The sequence below is a fragment of the Micromonospora sp. DT231 genome, assembly GCF_049847025.1.
Taxonomy (GTDB): domain Bacteria; phylum Actinomycetota; class Actinomycetes; order Mycobacteriales; family Micromonosporaceae; genus Micromonospora.
Genome location: NZ_JBNCNO010000007.1, coordinates 189,718 through 206,740, shown reverse-complemented (window position 1 = coordinate 206,740; position 17,023 = coordinate 189,718). Strand labels below are relative to the sequence as shown.

The 17,023-nt window shown below is 71.6% G+C and carries 16 protein-coding genes; 6 read left to right on the top strand and 10 right to left on the bottom strand.

All coding sequences use genetic code 11. The annotated features are described in order from the left end of the window. Nucleotides 1-42: 42 nt before the first annotated feature. The gene (locus ACPXBU_RS20165; RefSeq protein ID WP_425759161.1) at nt 43-816 is read right to left on the bottom strand and encodes an SDR family NAD(P)-dependent oxidoreductase; all 774 of its coding nucleotides are present in this window, start codon (nt 814-816) and stop codon (nt 43-45) included. Between the two features lie 250 nt (nt 817-1,066). After that, nucleotides 1,067-1,711 (bottom strand): alpha/beta fold hydrolase, encoded by a 645-nt coding sequence (locus tag ACPXBU_RS20160; protein WP_425759160.1) that lies wholly within the window; start codon nt 1,709-1,711, stop codon nt 1,067-1,069. Between the two features lie 73 nt (nt 1,712-1,784). Between ACPXBU_RS20160 and ACPXBU_RS20155 the strand changes: the two genes are divergently transcribed. Both ACPXBU_RS20155 and ACPXBU_RS20150 read left to right on the top strand, forming a co-directional pair. Continuing rightward, the gene (locus ACPXBU_RS20155; RefSeq protein WP_425759159.1) at nt 1,785-3,140 is read left to right on the top strand and encodes a serine hydrolase domain-containing protein; all 1,356 of its coding nucleotides are present in this window, start codon (nt 1,785-1,787) and stop codon (nt 3,138-3,140) included. Between the two features lie 46 nt (nt 3,141-3,186). Beyond that, on the top strand, nt 3,187-3,798 hold the full coding sequence (locus ACPXBU_RS20150) for a hypothetical protein (RefSeq protein WP_425759158.1): 612 nt from the start codon (nt 3,187-3,189) through the stop codon (nt 3,796-3,798). A gap of 35 nt (nt 3,799-3,833) precedes the next feature. Here the strand turns inward: ACPXBU_RS20150 and ACPXBU_RS20145 are convergent, their stop codons facing one another. Together ACPXBU_RS20145 and ACPXBU_RS20140 are read right to left on the bottom strand one after the other, a co-directional pair. Beyond that, complete coding sequence (locus ACPXBU_RS20145) at nt 3,834-4,466, bottom strand: DUF4291 domain-containing protein (protein ID WP_425759157.1); 633 nt, start codon at nt 4,464-4,466, stop codon at nt 3,834-3,836. 57 nt (nt 4,467-4,523) lie between these two features. Next, on the bottom strand, nt 4,524-5,456 hold the full coding sequence (locus tag ACPXBU_RS20140; protein WP_425759156.1) for a LysR family transcriptional regulator: 933 nt from the start codon (nt 5,454-5,456) through the stop codon (nt 4,524-4,526). A 121-nt stretch (nt 5,457-5,577) separates the two neighbouring features. Here ACPXBU_RS20140 and ACPXBU_RS20135 point away from each other — a divergent pair, with 121 nt between their 5' ends. Next, nucleotides 5,578-6,825 (top strand): MFS transporter, encoded by a 1,248-nt coding sequence (locus ACPXBU_RS20135; RefSeq protein ID WP_425759155.1) that lies wholly within the window; start codon nt 5,578-5,580, stop codon nt 6,823-6,825. A gap of 23 nt (nt 6,826-6,848) precedes the next feature. Here the strand turns inward: ACPXBU_RS20135 and ACPXBU_RS20130 are convergent, their stop codons facing one another. Further along, entirely contained in the window at nt 6,849-7,751 is a 903-nt protein-coding gene (locus ACPXBU_RS20130) for a hypothetical protein (protein ID WP_425759154.1), read from the bottom strand. Next, nucleotides 7,748-8,149: a hypothetical protein gene (locus tag ACPXBU_RS20125; RefSeq protein ID WP_425759153.1), complete on the bottom strand. Its 402-nt coding sequence runs from the start codon at nt 8,147-8,149 to the stop codon at nt 7,748-7,750. The genes ACPXBU_RS20130 and ACPXBU_RS20125 overlap by 4 nt, the downstream gene beginning before the upstream one ends. Nucleotides 8,150-8,223: 74 nt before the next feature. Between ACPXBU_RS20125 and ACPXBU_RS20120 the strand changes: the two genes are divergently transcribed. Beyond that, nucleotides 8,224-11,022 (top strand): CHAT domain-containing protein, encoded by a 2,799-nt coding sequence (locus tag ACPXBU_RS20120; RefSeq protein WP_425759152.1) that lies wholly within the window; start codon nt 8,224-8,226, stop codon nt 11,020-11,022. 30 nt (nt 11,023-11,052) lie between these two features. Here ACPXBU_RS20120 and ACPXBU_RS20115 read toward each other — a convergent pair whose 3' ends face one another. Then, nucleotides 11,053-12,162 carry a tetratricopeptide repeat protein gene (locus ACPXBU_RS20115; protein ID WP_425759151.1) on the bottom strand — a complete coding sequence of 370 codons (1,110 nt, stop codon included), beginning with the start codon at nt 12,160-12,162 and terminating at the stop codon, nt 11,053-11,055. A gap of 124 nt (nt 12,163-12,286) precedes the next feature. Between ACPXBU_RS20115 and ACPXBU_RS20110 the strand changes: the two genes are divergently transcribed. Then, nucleotides 12,287-13,099 carry a hypothetical protein gene (locus ACPXBU_RS20110; protein WP_425759150.1) on the top strand — a complete coding sequence of 271 codons (813 nt, stop codon included), beginning with the start codon at nt 12,287-12,289 and terminating at the stop codon, nt 13,097-13,099. Nucleotides 13,100-13,125: 26 nt separating this feature from the next. Here the strand turns inward: ACPXBU_RS20110 and ACPXBU_RS20105 are convergent, their stop codons facing one another. Continuing rightward, nucleotides 13,126-13,395, bottom strand: coding sequence for a hypothetical protein (locus ACPXBU_RS20105; protein ID WP_425759149.1), 270 nt, complete (start codon nt 13,393-13,395; stop codon nt 13,126-13,128). Nucleotides 13,396-13,887: 492 nt separating this feature from the next. On the opposite strand from ACPXBU_RS20105, the gene ACPXBU_RS20100 reads away from it, so the two are divergent. After that, nucleotides 13,888-14,724, top strand: coding sequence for an RNA methyltransferase (locus tag ACPXBU_RS20100; protein ID WP_425759260.1), 837 nt, complete (start codon nt 13,888-13,890; stop codon nt 14,722-14,724). On the opposite strand, the gene ACPXBU_RS20095 is transcribed toward ACPXBU_RS20100, so the two are convergent. Then, nucleotides 14,714-15,250: an RBBP9/YdeN family alpha/beta hydrolase gene (locus ACPXBU_RS20095; RefSeq protein ID WP_425759148.1), complete on the bottom strand. Its 537-nt coding sequence runs from the start codon at nt 15,248-15,250 to the stop codon at nt 14,714-14,716. The two genes, ACPXBU_RS20100 and ACPXBU_RS20095, sit on opposite strands and share 11 nt — an antisense overlap. Before the next feature lie 49 nt (nt 15,251-15,299). Next, nucleotides 15,300-16,856 (bottom strand): NAD(P)/FAD-dependent oxidoreductase, encoded by a 1,557-nt coding sequence (locus ACPXBU_RS20090; protein ID WP_425759259.1) that lies wholly within the window; start codon nt 16,854-16,856, stop codon nt 15,300-15,302. Nucleotides 16,857-17,023: the final 167 nt, after the last annotated feature.

Sequence of the window (17,023 nt, the reverse complement as noted above, 5' to 3'; positions counted from 1 at the left end):
GTGCCGATGTGCGCCGCCCCACCGTCGCTCCGCCAGCTGCGGCTATCTGTCGTACCTGCCACCGTCCATCCGGAGGGTGGCGCCGGTCAGGTAGCCGGAGACCGGGCTTGCGAGGTACGCGACGAGATCGGCGTACTCGCGGGGATTTCCGATGCGGCCGACGTCGGTGCCAGCGCGAATCGGGGCGGCGTTGCGCTCGACCTCCTCCCACGTCTCACCCCACCCGTTCTCGCGGCCGAGTTCCATGAGGTACTTGCGGGTGGCGGGGACCAGGATGGCCCCGGCCGCGATGGCGTTGGAGGTCACTCCGGTGTGCTTGAGGTCACGGGACAACGACCGGGCGAGGTTGAGCCGGGCGGCGTTGCTGGCCGCGTAGTGCGGCTGCCCCGCCGACGGCGTCTCACCTGTCACACTGCCGATCTGGATGACACGGCCCCATCCCTTGGCCCGCATCGCGGGGACCAGGTGTCGGATGAGACGGACCGAGCTGAGCACGTTGAGGTTGTACATGTCGGCCCACGCGTCCGCGTCCAGGTCGGACCACAGTGATTCGGGGTCGTAGCTGCCGGCGTTGTTGACCAGGATGTCCACCTCTCCGGCCTGGGTAGCCACGGCCTCGGCGCCGACATCAGTGGCGAGGTCTCCGATCACGGCCTGACCGCCTACCTTCTGGGCGATCTGCTCGGTACGGGTCCGGTCTCGGCCGTGAACGACCACGGCAACGCCCTCGGCGGCCAGGACCGCCGCGATCTCCGCGCCGAGGCCGCTGCTCGCGCCGGTCACCAGAGCGCGCTTGCCGGCTAGCTGCAAATCCATCGTCTTCCCCCGTTGCCTCCGAAACGGCCGGGCCAGTGCTCGGCGCCGTATCGGACTGTGACTCGCAGATAATGGACCCGCAAGTCCAGAATCGGGATCGACAATCCACGCGACCGAGGGCCCCGCCGGTCTGCACCCCTCGGCCGAGCCTGGTCGAACGGTGGGGCGATTCGTGGCGATATCGACCGATTGGGGCGGGCGGAAGTTGTCCCGATCGTCCAGGGCAGCGTTGCAGCTCGTGGTCCCGCCTTCAGCGCAGCGGGTACGCGGTGAGGCGGTCGGCGAGTTGCTTCGGGTGGCTGAGCGGCACGCAGTGGCCGCCGTCGATTTCATCCGGGACGACGCCGAGTCGGTCGGCGGCCACCCGGCGCTGGAAGTCCGCCGGGAAAAACTGGTCCTCGCGTGCGAGGAGCACAGTCGTCGGCACATCAGGCCAGGAGTCCAGGGGCCACGGCTCGTTCCCCTCCGCGCTGACCTGGTCCCGGCCGTGTGCCGCTGCCTCCGCGATGACCTCGGCCGGGACACCGTTGTAGAACTGCTCCTCCGCACTGAGCCCTTCGGCGCTGCGGTAACCGGTGTTGGCCCACCAGTCACCGGGTTTCTCACCGGGCTTGGGGATCATCGGTGTGAGCAGGACGAGCAGCCGCACCGGCAGCTTGTCGGCGATGAGCGGCGCGGTGAACGCACCGTACGAGTGCCCGACGACCACGAGGTCGCTCCGGTCGCCGACCGCGTCGACGACCGTCTGGCCGAACTCGGCGAACCCGGCGGACCTGTCCTCGATCGGCAGCTCTGGTGTCACCACGTCGTGGCCGCGGCTGGTCAGCTCGGGAACAAGGAGATGCCAGTCCCAGGCGCTGCCCCCGCCGCCGTGGATCAGAACGAAAGTCGCCATGCCCCGAAGCCTCACACGCGTGTGTGACAGCCACCGCTTGAACCACCCGCGCGTCTGGTCGAGAATCGGCGCGGTGGATGACGGGGACTTCTCTCAGGACTGGGTCCGGTTGCTGGGCCACCTCGACCGGCAGGTGTCGTCCGGGCTGCTGTCGCCGGACACGGCGACGTTGCCCGACCTGATGAGCAGCTACCAGGTGCCGGGGGTCGGCATCGCCGTCGGGCACCTGGGCGGGCAGGTGTGGGCGGCGGGGTACGGCGTCACGGGTGGCGAGACGTCGACGCCGGTGACCGAGCGCACGACGTTCGCGGCCTGTTCGATAAGCAAGCACGTGGCCGCGTTCGGCGCACTGCGACTGGTCCAGGACGGTGTCCTGGACCTGGACACCGACATCCGTGAGTACCTCACCTCGTGGCAACTGCTCGACCGCGCCGGCCGGCAACCGACGGTCACCGTACGACAGCTCCTGGCGCACACGGCGGGCCTGTCCGACACCTGGTACCGGGGCTATCCCGCGGACCGCGTCCCCTCGCTGTCGCAGGTCCTGGACGGTAGCGGCCCGACGACCACCGCGCCGGTACGGGCGACCCTGTTGCCGGGCAGCCGTTTCCGATACTCGGGCAGCCACTACTGCGTGCTCCAGCAGTTGCTCGTGGATGCGACAGGTACGCCGTTCGAGGAGCTGATGCGCGCATCGGTGCTGGACCCGGTGGCGATGGTCGACAGCAGCTTCGACGAGCGGTTTCCGCACCAGCGGTCGCATCTGGTGGCGCGGGGCCACCACCTGGGCGGCACCGCGATCCCCGGCGGGTGGCGTACGCAACCGGAGCTGGCCGCGGCTGGACTGTGGAGCACCCCGACCGACCTGCTCCGGCTCGACCTGGAGATCGCCCGAGCGGCCTCGGGGCATTCGGAGCTGCTCGGCCGCGACCTGGCCACCGAGATGTGGACGCCGCAGATTCCGGGCGGCTCCTACGGGCTCGGCACCGAGATCGGCGACCGCGCCGGGTGTCGACGTTTCGGGCACACCGGGTTGAACGTCGGCTATACCTGCTTCTCGTACGTGTGGCCCGACAGCGGCTTCGCCGTCGCGGCGATGACCAACTCCGAGGACGGCTGGGAGCTGCTGGCCAGCCTCCGCGCCGCGGCGGACCGCCGGTACGCCACACGTGTCACCACCGCACCGCTTGGCGACGTGTCGGGCCGCTACGTTCTGCGCGACGACTATCCGATCGACATCGCGGTCACCGACGGTCACCTGACCTTCTCCGCTGGCGGCCAGCAACCGGTGGTGCTGCGGGCAGACCAGGACGGTCGCTACCTCCACCCGGGACTCGATCTGGAGATCCGGTTCCTACCGGCCAACGGCCGGCCCGACATCGTGGAACTGCGGCAGGAAGGAGTGACCCAGACCGCGAGACGGTCGTGATGGCGACGGGCACCGAAAGGATCTTGGTTGTACTAGTCTTCCCGCCATGGCTTTGCGACCCGACCAGTTCTACGACCACGCGATGGCCGTCGCCGACGGCGAGCGGCGGCTACCGCTGGCAGACATGACCGGATGGGACATCAGCCCGTTCGACCAGGATGGGCTACGCGTCGCGCCGCTGCGCCCTCCGGTGGTGCCCGACCCCCCTCGACACGGCGAGGACCCGGCCGAGTGCCGCAACTGCCAGGAGCGCGACGAGGGAATCTGGTTCAACGATCACTGGCGGCTGGCCCGGGTCACGGGTGTGGGCGTGCCGTTGGCGCTGATGCTGTACCCGCGCGACCACTACGACATGGCCGACCTCCCCGACGATCTCGCCGCGGAGTTGGGGTTGCTGACCACGCGAGTCGTCCGCCACGTGCAGGCCCTGCCGCACATCTCGCGCGCCCACGTCTACCGCATCGGTGACGGTGCCGCCCACCTGCACGTCTGGTTCTTCGCGCGGCCCGAGGGCCAGGCGCAGCTCTTCGGATCGTGGCTGGTCGTCTGGGACGACCTCCTGCCGGAGTACCCCGCCGACATCGCCGAGGCCGACGCCGCGATCGTGGCCGACGCCCTGGTCGCCTCGCACGGGGGCCGCCGAACGGCCGCCTCCTGATCGGCTGGTCGGACCGGAGAGGCACCGCAGGGTCCTTACTGCCGATCAGGCACGTCCGCGGCGGCGACGTGCGGGCCGACGAGCAGACCTGCGGCGAGCTGCACCGGCAGCGGGTAGACCTGCTCGGTCGGAAGGTGGGCCGCGGCGGCCGCTTCGTCGCCGTCACGCAGCAGGTCTTTGACGCGGTGAACGGTGGGGGTGATGTCCGTGACGGCAACCGTCCATTCGTCGACGTACCTGTCGACAGCCTCGTGGGACAACCCGACCTGCAGCGACCGGTACGGCAGCGCCTTCAGGTGCAGTGACCGTTCCGGATCCCACTGCACACGTACCGGGCTGGTCTTCAGTTGCCGGGCCCAGGTCGCCCTGTCACCGTGCACGTCTCGGTCATAGTGGCTCAGGCAGGCTCGTGCCAGCGCCCACTCGAACCCCTCCCTCGTGATGTCGATGGACAACACACGTTCCTGCCCTGGCTTGGTGGCCCAGCCGCAGCGGTACATCATCCACAGGAACGAGGGCTTGATCCACGTCATCCGGTCTCGGGCGAAGGGGGTCACGAGGCGGCCGGCTGCCACCGCCGGCAGCGCGATCTGCGGAGGGTACGCCTGGTACACGGTGATGGTGTCGGCCGAGTAGCGTGCGCGAATCTGCCGGGCGGGAACTGACACGGCCCGATCGTCACCGACCGAGAGTCGACCGCGCAACCGAGATGGCTACCCGCGCCGTCAGGTGGCCGGCGCCCAGGATGGGCGCCAGGTCGGCGTGGGGAGCGGCGCCAGGCTTGCGACGTGGTCGAGGACCGCCCGCAGGCCCGGGTGCGGGTTCGCCCGGGGGAGCAGGAGCGACAGCGGGTACGCGAGCGTCGGCCGCACGATCGGGATGCGGCGTAGGTCGTGGTTCGCCGGCCAGAGGTACCTGTCGCGCGAGCCGACCACTGTTGCCACGTCGGCGGAGTCCGCGAGGATGTCCAGGAGGACCTCGTCGCCGAAGTGCGGGCCCGCCGCGTCGATGCGCAGGTCGAAGTCGGTCGCGAGCTGGTCGTAGAAGTCCGCCCACTCGCTGCGTGGCGCGATGCCCGGCACCCAGATCCGGTGACCGCGCAGCCGCGCCGGGGTCAGTGTTCGGGCGGCGGCGAGCGGGTGCCTCGGGCCGACGAGGAGTTCCAGCGGGGAGTCGAACGCGTGGATCATCCGCACGTCGCGCGGCAGCGTGGTCGGGTCGGTGACCGAGCGGAACGAGGCGTCGACGTCGCCGGCCTGGACGGCGGCGACCGCCGCACGCGGATCGTCGACCCGCAGGGTCACCACGTCGAGGGTGATCTCCGGATGCGACCGCCAGTAGTCGTGCAGGACCACGGCCTGCGCGGAGCGCAGGCCGAGCACGTCGATCCGCAGGGCCCGCGAGCCCGGCCTGATCGCGGCGACGGCACGGTCGACACCGGCCACGACGTCCCGGGCGTGCGGGAGGAAGGCCTGGCCGTCGAGCGTCAGCTCGACCCCTCGGGCGGTACGGGTGAACAACCGCACGTCGAGGTCACGTTCGAGAGCCGCGATCCGCTTCGACACGGCCTGTTGCGTCACGCCGAGCTCGTCGGCCGCCTGTTGCAGTTGGCCGAGCTCCGCCGCTCGGACGAACGATCGCACCGCCTCGGTATCCACTGACGAATTATGCCTGCCCACAACCAGTGGTTGTGGCTCGCCCGGAAGGTGGTTGTTTGATTCCGCAGCGCCCTGTGCGGTGGGATGCCCGGACCGGAACGTCTGGTGTCACGGGGGTCGCATGCGTACGCGGTTGGGGCCGAACGTCGGTTGGCTGTGGTCGGCCTACGGGGTCAGCACGTACGGCACGTGGCTCGCCTTCGGCGCGTTTCCGCTGCTCGCGGTGCGGGTGCTGGACTCGTCGGCATTCGCCGTGTCGCTGCTGGAGGCGGCGGGGCTCGCCGTCGCGGCGATCGTCGCCCTCGCGCTCGGGCCGTGGGTCGAGCACCGGGCCAAGCGTCCCGTGATGATCGCGATGGACCTGGTCCGGTTCGCCGCGATGGCAAGTGTCCCGGTCGCGTACCTTCTCGGCGTTCTGTCGTACGGCCAACTGTTGGTTGTCTCGGTGGTCAGCGGGACCGCGAGCATCGCGTTCACCGCCGCCTCCGGCGCGTACCTGAAATATCTGGTCCGTGGTGAGCACCTCCTGGTGGCGAACGGGCGGTTCGAGGGCACGACCTGGACGGCGGTCGCGGTGGGCCCGCCCCTCGGTGGTGCGCTCGTCGGGTTGCTCGGCCCGGTCGTCACGATCCTGGCCGACGCTCTCAGCTACCTGCTGTCCGCGTTCGCGGTCCTGCGCATCCGGGGCGGCGACGTCGCGGCGCGCCGCGACAGGGCCACCCGGCTGCGTCCGGCCGACCTGCCGCACGGCTGGCGACTCATCCTCGGCGACCGCGTCCTGCGGGCTCTGTTCCTCAACTCGGTGCTGGTCGGCGGCCTCATCATGGCCACCGCCCCGCTGCTGGCCGTTCTCCTGCTGGGCGAGTACCACATGCCGGCCTGGCAGTACGGTCTCGCGTTCGGCATCCCGGCGCTCGGCGGGTTCGTGGGCGCCCGCCTGTCCGCGCGTCTCGTGCACCGCCACGGCCGGTACCGGGTCATGGTCGTCTCCGGGTGGCTGCGGTCGGTGTTCCCACTCGGTCTCGCGTTCGTCCAGCCCGGCATCCCCGGGCTGGTCACCGTGATCGTGGTCGAGGGCCTGCTGATCACCTGCATGGGCGTCTTCAACCCGATCTACGCGACCGAACGCCTGCGACGGACTCCGGTGTCGCACACCGCCCGGGTGCTCAGCACCTGGACCGCCAGCAGCAGACTCCTCCAGGCCGTCCTGATGGTGATCTGGGGTGTGCTCGCCACTCTCACCAGCCCGCTCGCCGCGATCGCCGTCTCCGGCGTCCTCCTGCTCGCCACCCCGCTGCTGCTGCCCCAGCGGGAAGACCTCTCGGCCCCGGAGCCGGTCCGGCCGGCCGAAGACGTCCGGGTGGCGTGACCACTGCGCGCTTCGACCCAGGATCACCGGTCCTTGCGGAGCAGGACTGTCACCGCCTGTCCGTCGGCCGTGCCAAAGGTGCCGTCGGTGGGATGGCCCAGCGTGGCGCCGAGGGTGCGTACGTGCAGATCGACAACCGACTCCACCAGGTCGGCCAGCACGGACACCGTGGCGCGGCCGTGTCGCCACCCCGCCACGCACAGCCCGAGGCCGATGAGCGCCGCGGGCCACCACAGCAGGCCGAGCGCCAGATACAGCAGCCCCCAGCCCACCCGCCGGGCGGCGGCGGTGAAGTCGGCCTGCGCGAGGGCGAGCGGAGTCCGGCTCTCCTCGGGTAGCAGCAACCACAGTCGGGGCCAGGCCGCGGCCAGGTCCAGGCCGTAGCAGTCCCGCACCCGTACCGCCGTGGCGAGCATGCGGTCACCGATCCAGGTCGGCCGGTCCGGCTCGGTCACCGCGATCCGGTCACAGGCGCGGGCGAGCGCCTGGGTGTCCGGCAGCGGTCCGGTGGCACCGTCGCGAGACCGCAACCGGCGTGCCTTGTCCCGCAGCGCGTTCTCGTAGCTGTCCACGGCGGCGTGCCACCGGCGTCGCCGCCGACGGGTCAAGGCCTCGCCGGCCCGGCCCCAGCCCTGCGTCCACAGGGCCACGACCAGGCGTTCCAGACTCTGGGCGACAGTCGCGGCGACGACGCTGGCCAGCACGACACCGAGGACGATCAGCAGCGCGGAGCCGGTGCTCCGGGCCGGTGACCCGAGGGCGAGCCGGTCCACCTCCTGCCGCAGCAACCCCAGGTCCCACCAGTGGGCGTGGCCGAGCCGCACCGCCGCGGCGCACACCGCCACGAACACCACACCGGGCAGCGCCAGACCGGCGAGCCACCGCTCGGCCAGCTTCCCGCCGAGCGAGGCGATGACCGCGTTCACCGGTCCATCCGAAACGCCGGCAGCGGGCAGTCCCACACGGCGCAGCGCGGCGGCGGGTCGGCGTACGGCCGGGGGATCTCCACCCGGTCGCACAGGTCACCGGGGCACACCTGGACGACCTCCGGGCGGCGGCCGTGGATGCCGGCCAGGGGCAGATAGCGCTCTCCCCGGACCGTCGTGTCACCACCGACCAACCCGCCGCGACGCATCAACTCGGTCACCTCGGCCAACACCGCGTCCCTGCCCTCGTCGGACAGTGACAGGTCCCGCAGCCGTGCCAGGGCCTGGGCCGGTGCCGGCCCGAGCAGGTCGCCCACCTGCGCGATGTCGGCGCAGATCCGGGCCAGCCGGGCCGCCCGGTCGTCGTCGAGTCGCCTGTCCGGCGCCGATTGACTCATCGGCTGATTATCTCCTGTCGATGTCGGCGCGCGGCTGGCAGGCTGGGGGGCAACCGCGACGGGGAGGTGCGCCGGTGGGTAACTACGCGAGGGACGTCGTCGACCACTGGCGTCGTGCCGCCGCCAGGCAGCCGCGCGGCGACCGGCGGTGGACCCAGGCCCAGGTGGAGCTGGGGGCCGCGCTGCTCGACAGGTACGCCGAGGACCACGCGCGGGAGGACCTGATCGAGGCCACCGTCGTGCTGGAGGCCGCGATCCGCACGATGGCCGACTCCTTTCTGGCCGAGGAGTTGGGGACCGCGCACGGTGTCCGCGCGTTGGCCACGTACACCGATGTGCTGCTTGCCAGAGCCCAGGTCGAGAGTGATCCGCAGCTACTGGACATCGCCGAGCAATATCTGCAGTTCGCCGAGGACTCCTCCGCGGACCTTGGCAACAGCGCGGTGCTGATGCTCAAGACCTGTCAGGTCTATCGGGCCCGGCACACCTTCGACGGCTCGGTCGACACGCTCTACCGGGTGACGTTCCAGGCCAAGATGGCCGAGCGGTGGATCAGCGAGGAGCATCGGCCCACGCTGCGGGGCATCCACGCCGAGGCGCTGCTGCGCGCCTACCAGCTCACCGGGGTGGAAGACTACGTCGACGAGGCGTTGGAGCTGGTGTCCTCGGTGGACACGACCGGGCCCAACCAGGACCAGATCGTCATGCTGCGAGCCCGGTGCCTGCTGGCCAGGGCCGCCGGGACCACCCACACCGCCGATGCCGAACGGGCCGTCGCGTTGCTGCGGGCACACACCCCGCAGAGCAACGCCCCGCGTTTCCTGGCCGGGCAGACGTTGCTCACCCTGGTCGACCGCACCGGCCGCGTCGAGTTGCTCGGCCAGGCGTGGGAGGAGTTCCTGGCCGCGCTGAACACCGTTTCCGAGCGGCATCCGGACCACCGGACGGCGCTCGCCAGCCTCTCCGGCGTCGGCATGAAGACGCACCAGCTGACCGGCGACATCTCCCCGCTGGAGACGGCGATCGGCCTGCTGCGCCGGGCGCTCGCGCTCTCCGTACGAGGCGAGGCCAACCACGCGTCGTACCTGGACCAGTTGGGCTACAGCCTCCGGTTGCTCTACGACGCCACCGGGGAGCCCGCCTACCTGGAGGAGGCGCTCGTCCTGCTGCGGAAGGCGCTGGACGCCCTACCCGCGCGTGATCCGCAGCGTGTCGAAACCGGGCTGTCCATCGCCCAGGCGTTGCGGGCGACCTACCTGCGTACCGGTGAGGCGGCCCTGCTCACCGAGGCCGCCGAGCGGGCCCGCGTCGCCGGCCGCATCGACTCCGGCGCCGTGCCGGTGCGGATCCAGGCCTTCGACAAGGCGGCCTACACGCTTACCGCGCTGGGCCGGTGGGAGGAGGCGACGGAGGCCTTCGACGAGGCCATCACGCTGCTGCCACGGCTGGCCTCCCGGGGACGTACCCGACATGACCAGTACGCCGACCTCGGCTCGACGGCCGGGTTGGCGGCGACGGCCGCCTCCTGCGCGATCGGCGCCGGGCAGCCCGAGCGGGCCCTGGAACTGCTGGAGCGTGGCCGGGGCCTGTTGCTGCACCAGCGGTTGACCGCCGACGGCGAGTGGGCGGCGCTCCAACGCGCCGACGGGCGCCTGGCCGCCGACTTCCAGCGGATGCGCCGGGACTTCGAAGCGCCCGTCCCCGAAGCGTCCCGACCCACCACCTTCGGGCGGGACCGGGAAACCGAGTGGAACGTGCTGCTGGCAACGATCCGGGAGCTGCCCGGCCTGGGCGACTTCCTGCGCCCGCCCAGCGCCGGGCAGGTGCTCGACCAGGTCGACGGGACCGTGATCGTGCCGATCGCGAGCGAGTTGCGCTGCGACGCGCTCATCCTGCGGCAGCACCGCGTGACGGTGCTGCCACTGCCGGATCTGTCGCTGACCGACGCCATGACGCAGCTGCGGCTGCTGCAGGAGGCCACCACCACGGCGTACGACCCGGCGGCGGACGCGCGGAGCCGGCTGCGTGCCCAGTCGGTGCTCACCGGCGTACTGCAATGGTTGTGGTCTGCCCTCGTCGGGCCGGTGCTGGACCGGATCGACGCGACCGGGGCGCCCGGCGAGCTGCCGCGCGTCTGGTGGTGCCCGGTCGGCCCGCTGGCGTTCTTTCCCCTGCACGCCGCCCAGGACGGCGCCGGCCGGTCCGCCCTCGACCGGGTGGTCTCCTCCTACACCCCGACCGTGACCGCGCTCGCCCGCAAGCGCACCGGCCCCCGCACGTCCCGGCCCGACGCCCGGTCCTGCGTCGTGGCGATGCGCGCCACCCCCGGCGGCCCGGGAGCGCTGCCCAGCGCCGAACGCGAGGCCGCGTCGGCGGCGCGGGCGCTGCCCGGAGCGTGGCTCGGGCTGGACGCGAGGGCCACCCGGGAACAGGTCCTAAAGCGGTTGGCCGACTCGGCCTACGCGCACTTCGCGTGCCACGCGGTGGCCGATCCGCACGACCCGGCGCAGGGCCGGCTGCTCGTGCACGACCACCAGGACAGCCCGCTCACCGTGGCCGACGTGTCCCGGCTCGACCTGGACGCGGAGTTCGCCTTCCTGTCGGCCTGTGCGACCGCCCAGGCCCCGCCGACCCTCGTCGACGAGGCGCTGCACATCACCGGCGCCTTCCAGCTCGCCGGGTTCCGGCACGTCATCGGCACCCTGTGGGAGGTCGACGACGCGGTCTCCCTCGCCCTGACCACCGCCTTCTACGAGCACACCGACGCGACCGGGGCGGCGGCGTACGCGCTGCACGCGGCCGTGCGGGGGCTGCGGGACCGCTACCCGCTGGCGCCGACGCTGTGGGCGGCGCACATCCACACCGGCGGCTGACCGCCGCCCGCCGGCCGACGCCGGTCGGTGTCAGCGGGTGACCCGGACCAGCGCCCGGGCCCTCTCCGTGTCGGGGTGACCCGGGCCGTGCACGCGTTCGCACCCGGCCAGCGCGGCCCGCGCCTCCGGGCCGGCCCGCCGGTCACCGGCCTCCACCAGCAGTTGGGCGAAGAGCGTCCGCATCTCCAGGGTCGCGGGATGGTCGACGCCTCGGCCCCGTTCACTGTCCGGCAGCGTGTCGGCCAGCAACCCGATCGCCTCGGCCCGCCGGTCCACTCCGGCCAGCGCTCTGGCCAGGGAGTGCCGGGCGTGCAGACGTACACCGTCGGTGTTGCTCAGGGCTCGCCCGGCGTCGTCCGCCAGCGACCGGGCCGCGTCGACCGCCTCGGCCGCCCGGCCGTTGTCGAGCAGGACGACGAGCAGGTTGCTGCGGGCCTGGAGCGTCACCGGGTTGGTGGGGCCCACCGTCCGGCTCAGCCGCGTGACCACGTCCCGAAGGGCCCGCTCGGCCTGCTGGCTGCGGCCCTGCAGGTGCTGGAGCCCGGCCAGCTTCATCTGGCAGGTCAGGGTGTCCGCGTCGTCGCGGCCCAGCGTCCGGGCCATGCCGTCGGCAACCTGCCGCAGCAGCGGCTCGGCCTCGTCCATCCGACGCAGCTCGATCAGCAACCAGCCCAGGTTGTTGCCGCTGCGCAACGTCTCGGCGTCGGAGTCGCCCAGCACCCGACGCCGCGCCTGGTAGACGTCCCGTTGCACCCGTTCCGCCTCGGCGTGGGCGCCGCGCTGCCAGAGCGCGAAGGCCAGGCTGTGCTTGCTGCGCAGGGTGTCCGGATGCTCCGGCCCCAGCGCGGAGCTGCGCAACCCGACGATCTCCTGATAGACGGCCACGGCTTCGTCGATGTCGTGGCCGCGCACCAACTCCTGCGCGTAACGGGACCCCGCCTCCAACGTCCGCGCGTCGGTCGCGCCGTACTGCTCGTGGTAGGCGTGGTACTGCAGCCCGAAGGCCACCGCACCACCGACGGTCTTGGTGGTCGAGCGGCCGCCCTGGGTCACGGTGATCTCGACGATCGGCCCGGATGAGGTCGACTCGCGCGGTGGCTCGTCGTCGCCCTTACGGTTGCGGTTGAACCATCTGCCCACCGCCCGCACCTCCCGCAGTGTCGACAACCACACGATCCGTCATCGACAGCAGCCTACGTGTCGACGTCAATCCATATCGGCGGCGGCGAGGGAGTATCGACGCTCGCACGTCGGGAGGTCGAGAGTGCACGTCAGTCTGGTGACCAGCGCCGGTAGGGCCGACCGGCGCAACGAGGACTTCGTCGGTGCGGTGCCCGGTGCTGTCGTCCTGCTGGACGGCGCTGGCATCCCGGGAGCGGAGTCGCTGTGCCGCCACGGGGTCGCCTGGTACACCCACCGTCTCGGCGGTGCGCTGCTCGGCCACCTGTCGGCCGACGACGGCCGCGACCTCCCGGCCGTCCTCGCCACCGCCATCGACGAGATCGCCGCCGCGCACCGCGACACCTGCGACATCGCGGACCCCAGCAGCCCGCAGGCGACAGTCGCGCTGGCCCGCGCCCACCGGGGCCGCCTGGACTATCTACTGCTCGCGGACTCCTTCCTCGTCCTCGACCAAGCCCACGGTGGCCCGCAGGTGATCACCGACGAGCGCGAGGTGACCGCCCGGCGCGACTGCTCCGCTCCGCTTGCCGGTATCGCCCGGGGCACACCCGAGTACGACCGTGTTCGCGCCTCCTGCGCCCGGGTGCTGCGGGCCCGGCGGAACCGGCCGGGCGGTTACTGGATCGCCAAGGACGATCCGCGCGCGGCGTGGGAGGCGGTGACCGGCAGCCGGTCCCTCGCCGACCTGAACGGCGTCGCGCTGCTCAGCAACGGTGCCAGTCGCATCGTCAGTCCGTACGGTCTGATCGACTGGCCCGGCGTGCGGGACGTGCTCGCCAGCCACGGCCCGTCCGAGGTCGTCCGCCGCGTCCGGCAGGCCGAGGCCGGCGGCGGCCCCGACGCGCAGTCCCCGGACGACGCCACGGTGGCGTACTGCAGGCACCTGTCGCGCTGAGCGTCAGCCGCGCGCAGCGGACCCGTCTACCCGTGGGGCGCGGGTGCGTTCAGCGGGCACTCGGGTTTGGTCTGGCTGACGTACGAACTGGTGGCCACCAACAGGCCCAGGCCCCACAGGGTGTAGGCCGGCAGCACGACGGCCAGGAACCATCCCGCCCCGTCCACGTTGTTGCCGGTGGCCCAGGCGGTCATGCCGCCGATGCCGAAGTAGGTGGTGAGGCCGGCGCCGAGGAAGAAGCCGGGGCCGGCCACCAGCCAGCGGGGGACACCCCGCCGAGGGCGGCCAGCGCCCATCGGCCCCGGCTGCTCCGGTCGCGTTCGGCACCCGACGCAACCAGCAGGATCGCCGCCGCCGACAGCACCGCGGGCACCACCGGAAGCCACCCTCCGGGAAAGAACGACTCACCCGGCTCCGCGAACCGTGGCGCGCTCCGGACGGCCCACCAGGCGTGCACGACCGCGTACGCCGTGACCCACGCAGCGGTGACCGCGGGAACCCACCTCCGCCCGTCGGCGGTCGTGCGCAGCTGTCGTTCTGTCCAGCGGATCATGGACCGATCATCGCTGGCGCCGGCCGGCCGCTCCTCACCGCCGAAGGGGAACGCCCTGCCCCCGTCGGGGGAACCGGGAAGGACGGGAACCGGGCAGGACCGGCACGGGGCCGACTCGTCGCGGAGCGCGCGCCGGGTGCGGTGCCCACCCACGTAAGCTCGGCAGGTTCTGGCGCGTCGTGGCTGGCCGCACGGCGTGCCGAACAGCGAACGGGCAGACGCGATGGAGGCGGGGTTGGTGGCGGTCCTACGGGTGACGACTCGCAATGCACGGTTCCAACAGTGGGAGGCGCTGCTGGGCAATCGCACGAAGCGCCAGCGCAGCGGCGAGTTCCTCGTTCAGGGCGTCCGACCCATCACGCTGGCGATCCAACTGGGGTGGCAGGTCCGCCAGCTTCTGTACAACGCGGACGCCCACCTGTCGACCTGGGCGCGCGAAACCCTCGACGCGGCCGGCGTGACCAGGGTCGCCGTCGCCGGCGAGTTGATGGTCGAGCTGGGCGGCAAGGTGGAGGGCGCACCGGAACTGCTCGCCGTGGTGGCGTTGCCCGACGACGACCTCGGTCGGATTCCGACGGGCCCCGGCCTGCTCCCGGTCGTCTTCGACCGGCCGACCAGCCCCGGCAACATCGGGACGCTGATCCGGTCGGCGGACGCCTTCGGCGCGAGCGGCGTCGTCATCACCGGCCATGCCGCCGACGTCTACGACCCCAAAGCGGTACGCGCCAGTACGGGTTCGCTGTTCTCCGTGCCCGTCGTGCGCGTGCCCGGACACCGGCCGGTCCTCGACTGGGTCGCGGCCATCCGCGCCGACGGCGTCGAGGTGCAGGTGGTGGGCACCGACGAGAGCGGGGCGGCCGAGGCGACCGAGTACGACTTCACCCGGCCGACCCTGCTGGTGGTCGGAAACGAGACCTCCGGGCTCAGCTCGGCGTGGCGCGATGCCTGCGACCACCTGATCCGGATCCCCATGGTGGGCATGGCCAGCTCCCTGAACGCCGCCACCGCCGGATCCGTCGTCCTGTACGAGGCGGCACGCCAACGGGCCGGCGGGGGGCGCGTCAGGCGATGAGTCGGTCGAGCAGGTCGAACTGCTCGTAGGGCTGGTCGTAGTCGCCGAAGTGCCCGTCGTCGCGCACGATCTGGGTGCCGCCGAGCCGCTCGAACATGGCACGTCCCTGGCTGTCGTCGCAGCCGTACGGATCCTTGCGCGAGTTGATGAAGGAGATGTCGTGCACGTGCGACCGGATCGCGGCCCAGTCGTAGCTCTGCTGCAGGACCGGCTCCTCGCTGGTGTTGGGCGGGGTGGAGTAGCCGGCGACCAGGATCGCCTGGGCAACTGTCACCTCGACGTGTTCGAGGAGCGCCAGGAGGAACGCCGCGCCGCCGGAATGGCCCACCAGGACCGTGTTCTCGTCGAAGCGGTGCGCGTCCAGCACCTTGGGCAGGAACGTGGCGATCGGCTCGACGTTGAGGTCGGGGAGGTGCGGCACCTCGACGGTGTAGCCCCGGGCCTCCAACCGCCCGGCCAGCCAGCGATACCAACAGACGTCCGGGTTGCCGCCGGTCCCGTGAAAGATGATTGCTCTGCGCCCCACTGTGCCCCCCTCGGATCGAGGGTCTGATCACACCACGCCCCGGTGACAGTCAGCCCAGCGGCACCTGTTCGGCCCGGTCGCCGTCGCCCCCGGAGTGGACTCCGACGGGCGCGGCGATCGGGGCGGCGACGATCCGGCTGGGCAGCACCGGCGCGTCCCGGCCCGTGCCGCGCCGGTCACCGCCGGCAGACTGCTCGTGGTAGTCCTGCTCGACGTTCACCGTCCAGACGTCATGCGTACTGCCGGTGGCGATGTTCTCGACGGTGAGCATCGCGGTCAGCATCGAGTGGTCCTGGTTGTTGTAGCGGTGCATGCCGTTGCGGCCCACCGGGTGCACGTTCGGCACCGCCTCGGCCAGCCACGCCCGGATCACGTCCACGTTGTGCTGGTAGCGCTCGTCGTACACCGGGTAGGCCTTCGGCATCCGCACGACGTGGCCGGCCTCCACCACACCGGGCCGCGCCAACCCCAGCCGCTCCAGCTCCGCCGTGGCCAGGGCCACGAGGTCGGCATCCGGGGTACGCCACATCTCGTCGTCCTCGAAGACGAAGTACTCCAGGCCCAGGCAGGTGCGGCCGTCCTTGACGAGGTACGGCGACCAGGAGCCGAAGTTCTGGATCCGGCCCACCCGTACCCCCGGATCGTGCACGTAGATCCAGTTGTCCGGGAACGAGAACTCCGCGGGCACCACGAGCGCCACCGTCAGGAAGTCGCGGTAGCGCAGGTCGGCGGCGCAGGCCAGCACCTCCGGTGGCGCCGCCGGACGCAGGACGGACACCAGCTCCGAGATCGGCATCGACGAGATCACGTGGTCGGCCGGTTCGGTACGCTGCCCGCCCGCCCCGTTGACAGTCACGCTTATCGCCCGCCGTCGCGTCGGGTCGCGGTGCACCGCGGTGACCCAGGCGCCCGTCGACACCTGCCCGCCCCGGTGGCACACCTGCTCGGCGCAGCGCTCCCACATCATCCCCGGCCCGTACTTCGGGTACTGGAACTGCTCGATCAGGCTTGTCACGTCCGTGCGGTACCGCTTGGGCAGCAGCGCGTTGCGGATCGCCGTGGCCAGGGACAGGTTCTTGATCCGCTGCGCGGCCCAGTCCGCCTGCAGCCGGTCCGCGGGCATCCCCCAGACCTTCTCGGTGTACGTCTTGAAGAAGATCGAATACAGCCGCCAGCCGAAGCGGGCCGACACCCATCCCTCGAAGTGCGTCTGGTCCCGGGGCGGCCGCAACCGGGCGTGGGCGTACGAGCCGAGGCAGCGGGCCGCCTCCGACAGCCCCAGGTTGCGCAGCGCGTTGACGGGGCTGAGCGGGTAGTTGAACAGCGCTCCCCGGTAGAAGATCCGGCTCATCCGGGGCCGCGTCAGGAAGTCCTCGTCCGGCAGGATCTCGTGCCAGAACGCCTCCACGCGAGGCACCTTCGTGAAGAACCGGTGCCCGCCGATGTCGAACCGCCACCCGTCGCGCTCCACGGTCCGGCTGATCCCGCCGACCACCTCGTCGGCCTCGAAGACCCGGACGGTCCGGCCGTGTCGGAGCAGTTCGTACGCCGCCGTGAGCCCCGCGGGCCCCGCGCCGATGACCACCGTGCCGTGCTGCTCGCCCATGCTGCCGCACTCCCTGCTCTGCGCCATCGTCCTGCTCTTCGCCATCGTCGGGGGCGCCGGTTCTACCCGAACCGCGCCGAATGTCACTCCCGGTCAACGATCGATTCCGCTCCGGAGTGGCGTCTGGCGGCGTACAACGGGTTGGACCACACTCCTGTGCGGCGGGT

What these genes read in the sequence shown, in the direction of transcription:
- ACPXBU_RS20135 (WP_425759155.1), top strand. Translation starts at nt 5,578, where the DNA reads ATGCGTACGCGGTTGGGGCCGAACGTCGGTTGGCTGTGGTCGGCCTAC.
- ACPXBU_RS20125 (WP_425759153.1), bottom strand. Translation starts at nt 8,149, where the DNA reads ATGAGTCAATCGGCGCCGGACAGGCGACTCGACGACGACCGGGCGGCC.
- ACPXBU_RS20160 (WP_425759160.1), bottom strand. Translation starts at nt 1,711, where the DNA reads ATGGCGACTTTCGTTCTGATCCACGGCGGCGGGGGCAGCGCCTGGGAC.
- ACPXBU_RS20090 (WP_425759259.1), bottom strand. Translation starts at nt 16,856, where the DNA reads ATGGGCGAGCAGCACGGCACGGTGGTCATCGGCGCGGGGCCCGCGGGG.
- ACPXBU_RS20165 (WP_425759161.1), bottom strand. Translation starts at nt 816, where the DNA reads ATGGATTTGCAGCTAGCCGGCAAGCGCGCTCTGGTGACCGGCGCGAGC.
- ACPXBU_RS20105 (WP_425759149.1), bottom strand. Translation starts at nt 13,395, where the DNA reads ATGGGCGCTGGCCGCCCTCGGCGGGGTGTCCCCCGCTGGCTGGTGGCC.
- ACPXBU_RS20150 (WP_425759158.1), top strand. Translation starts at nt 3,187, where the DNA reads ATGGCTTTGCGACCCGACCAGTTCTACGACCACGCGATGGCCGTCGCC.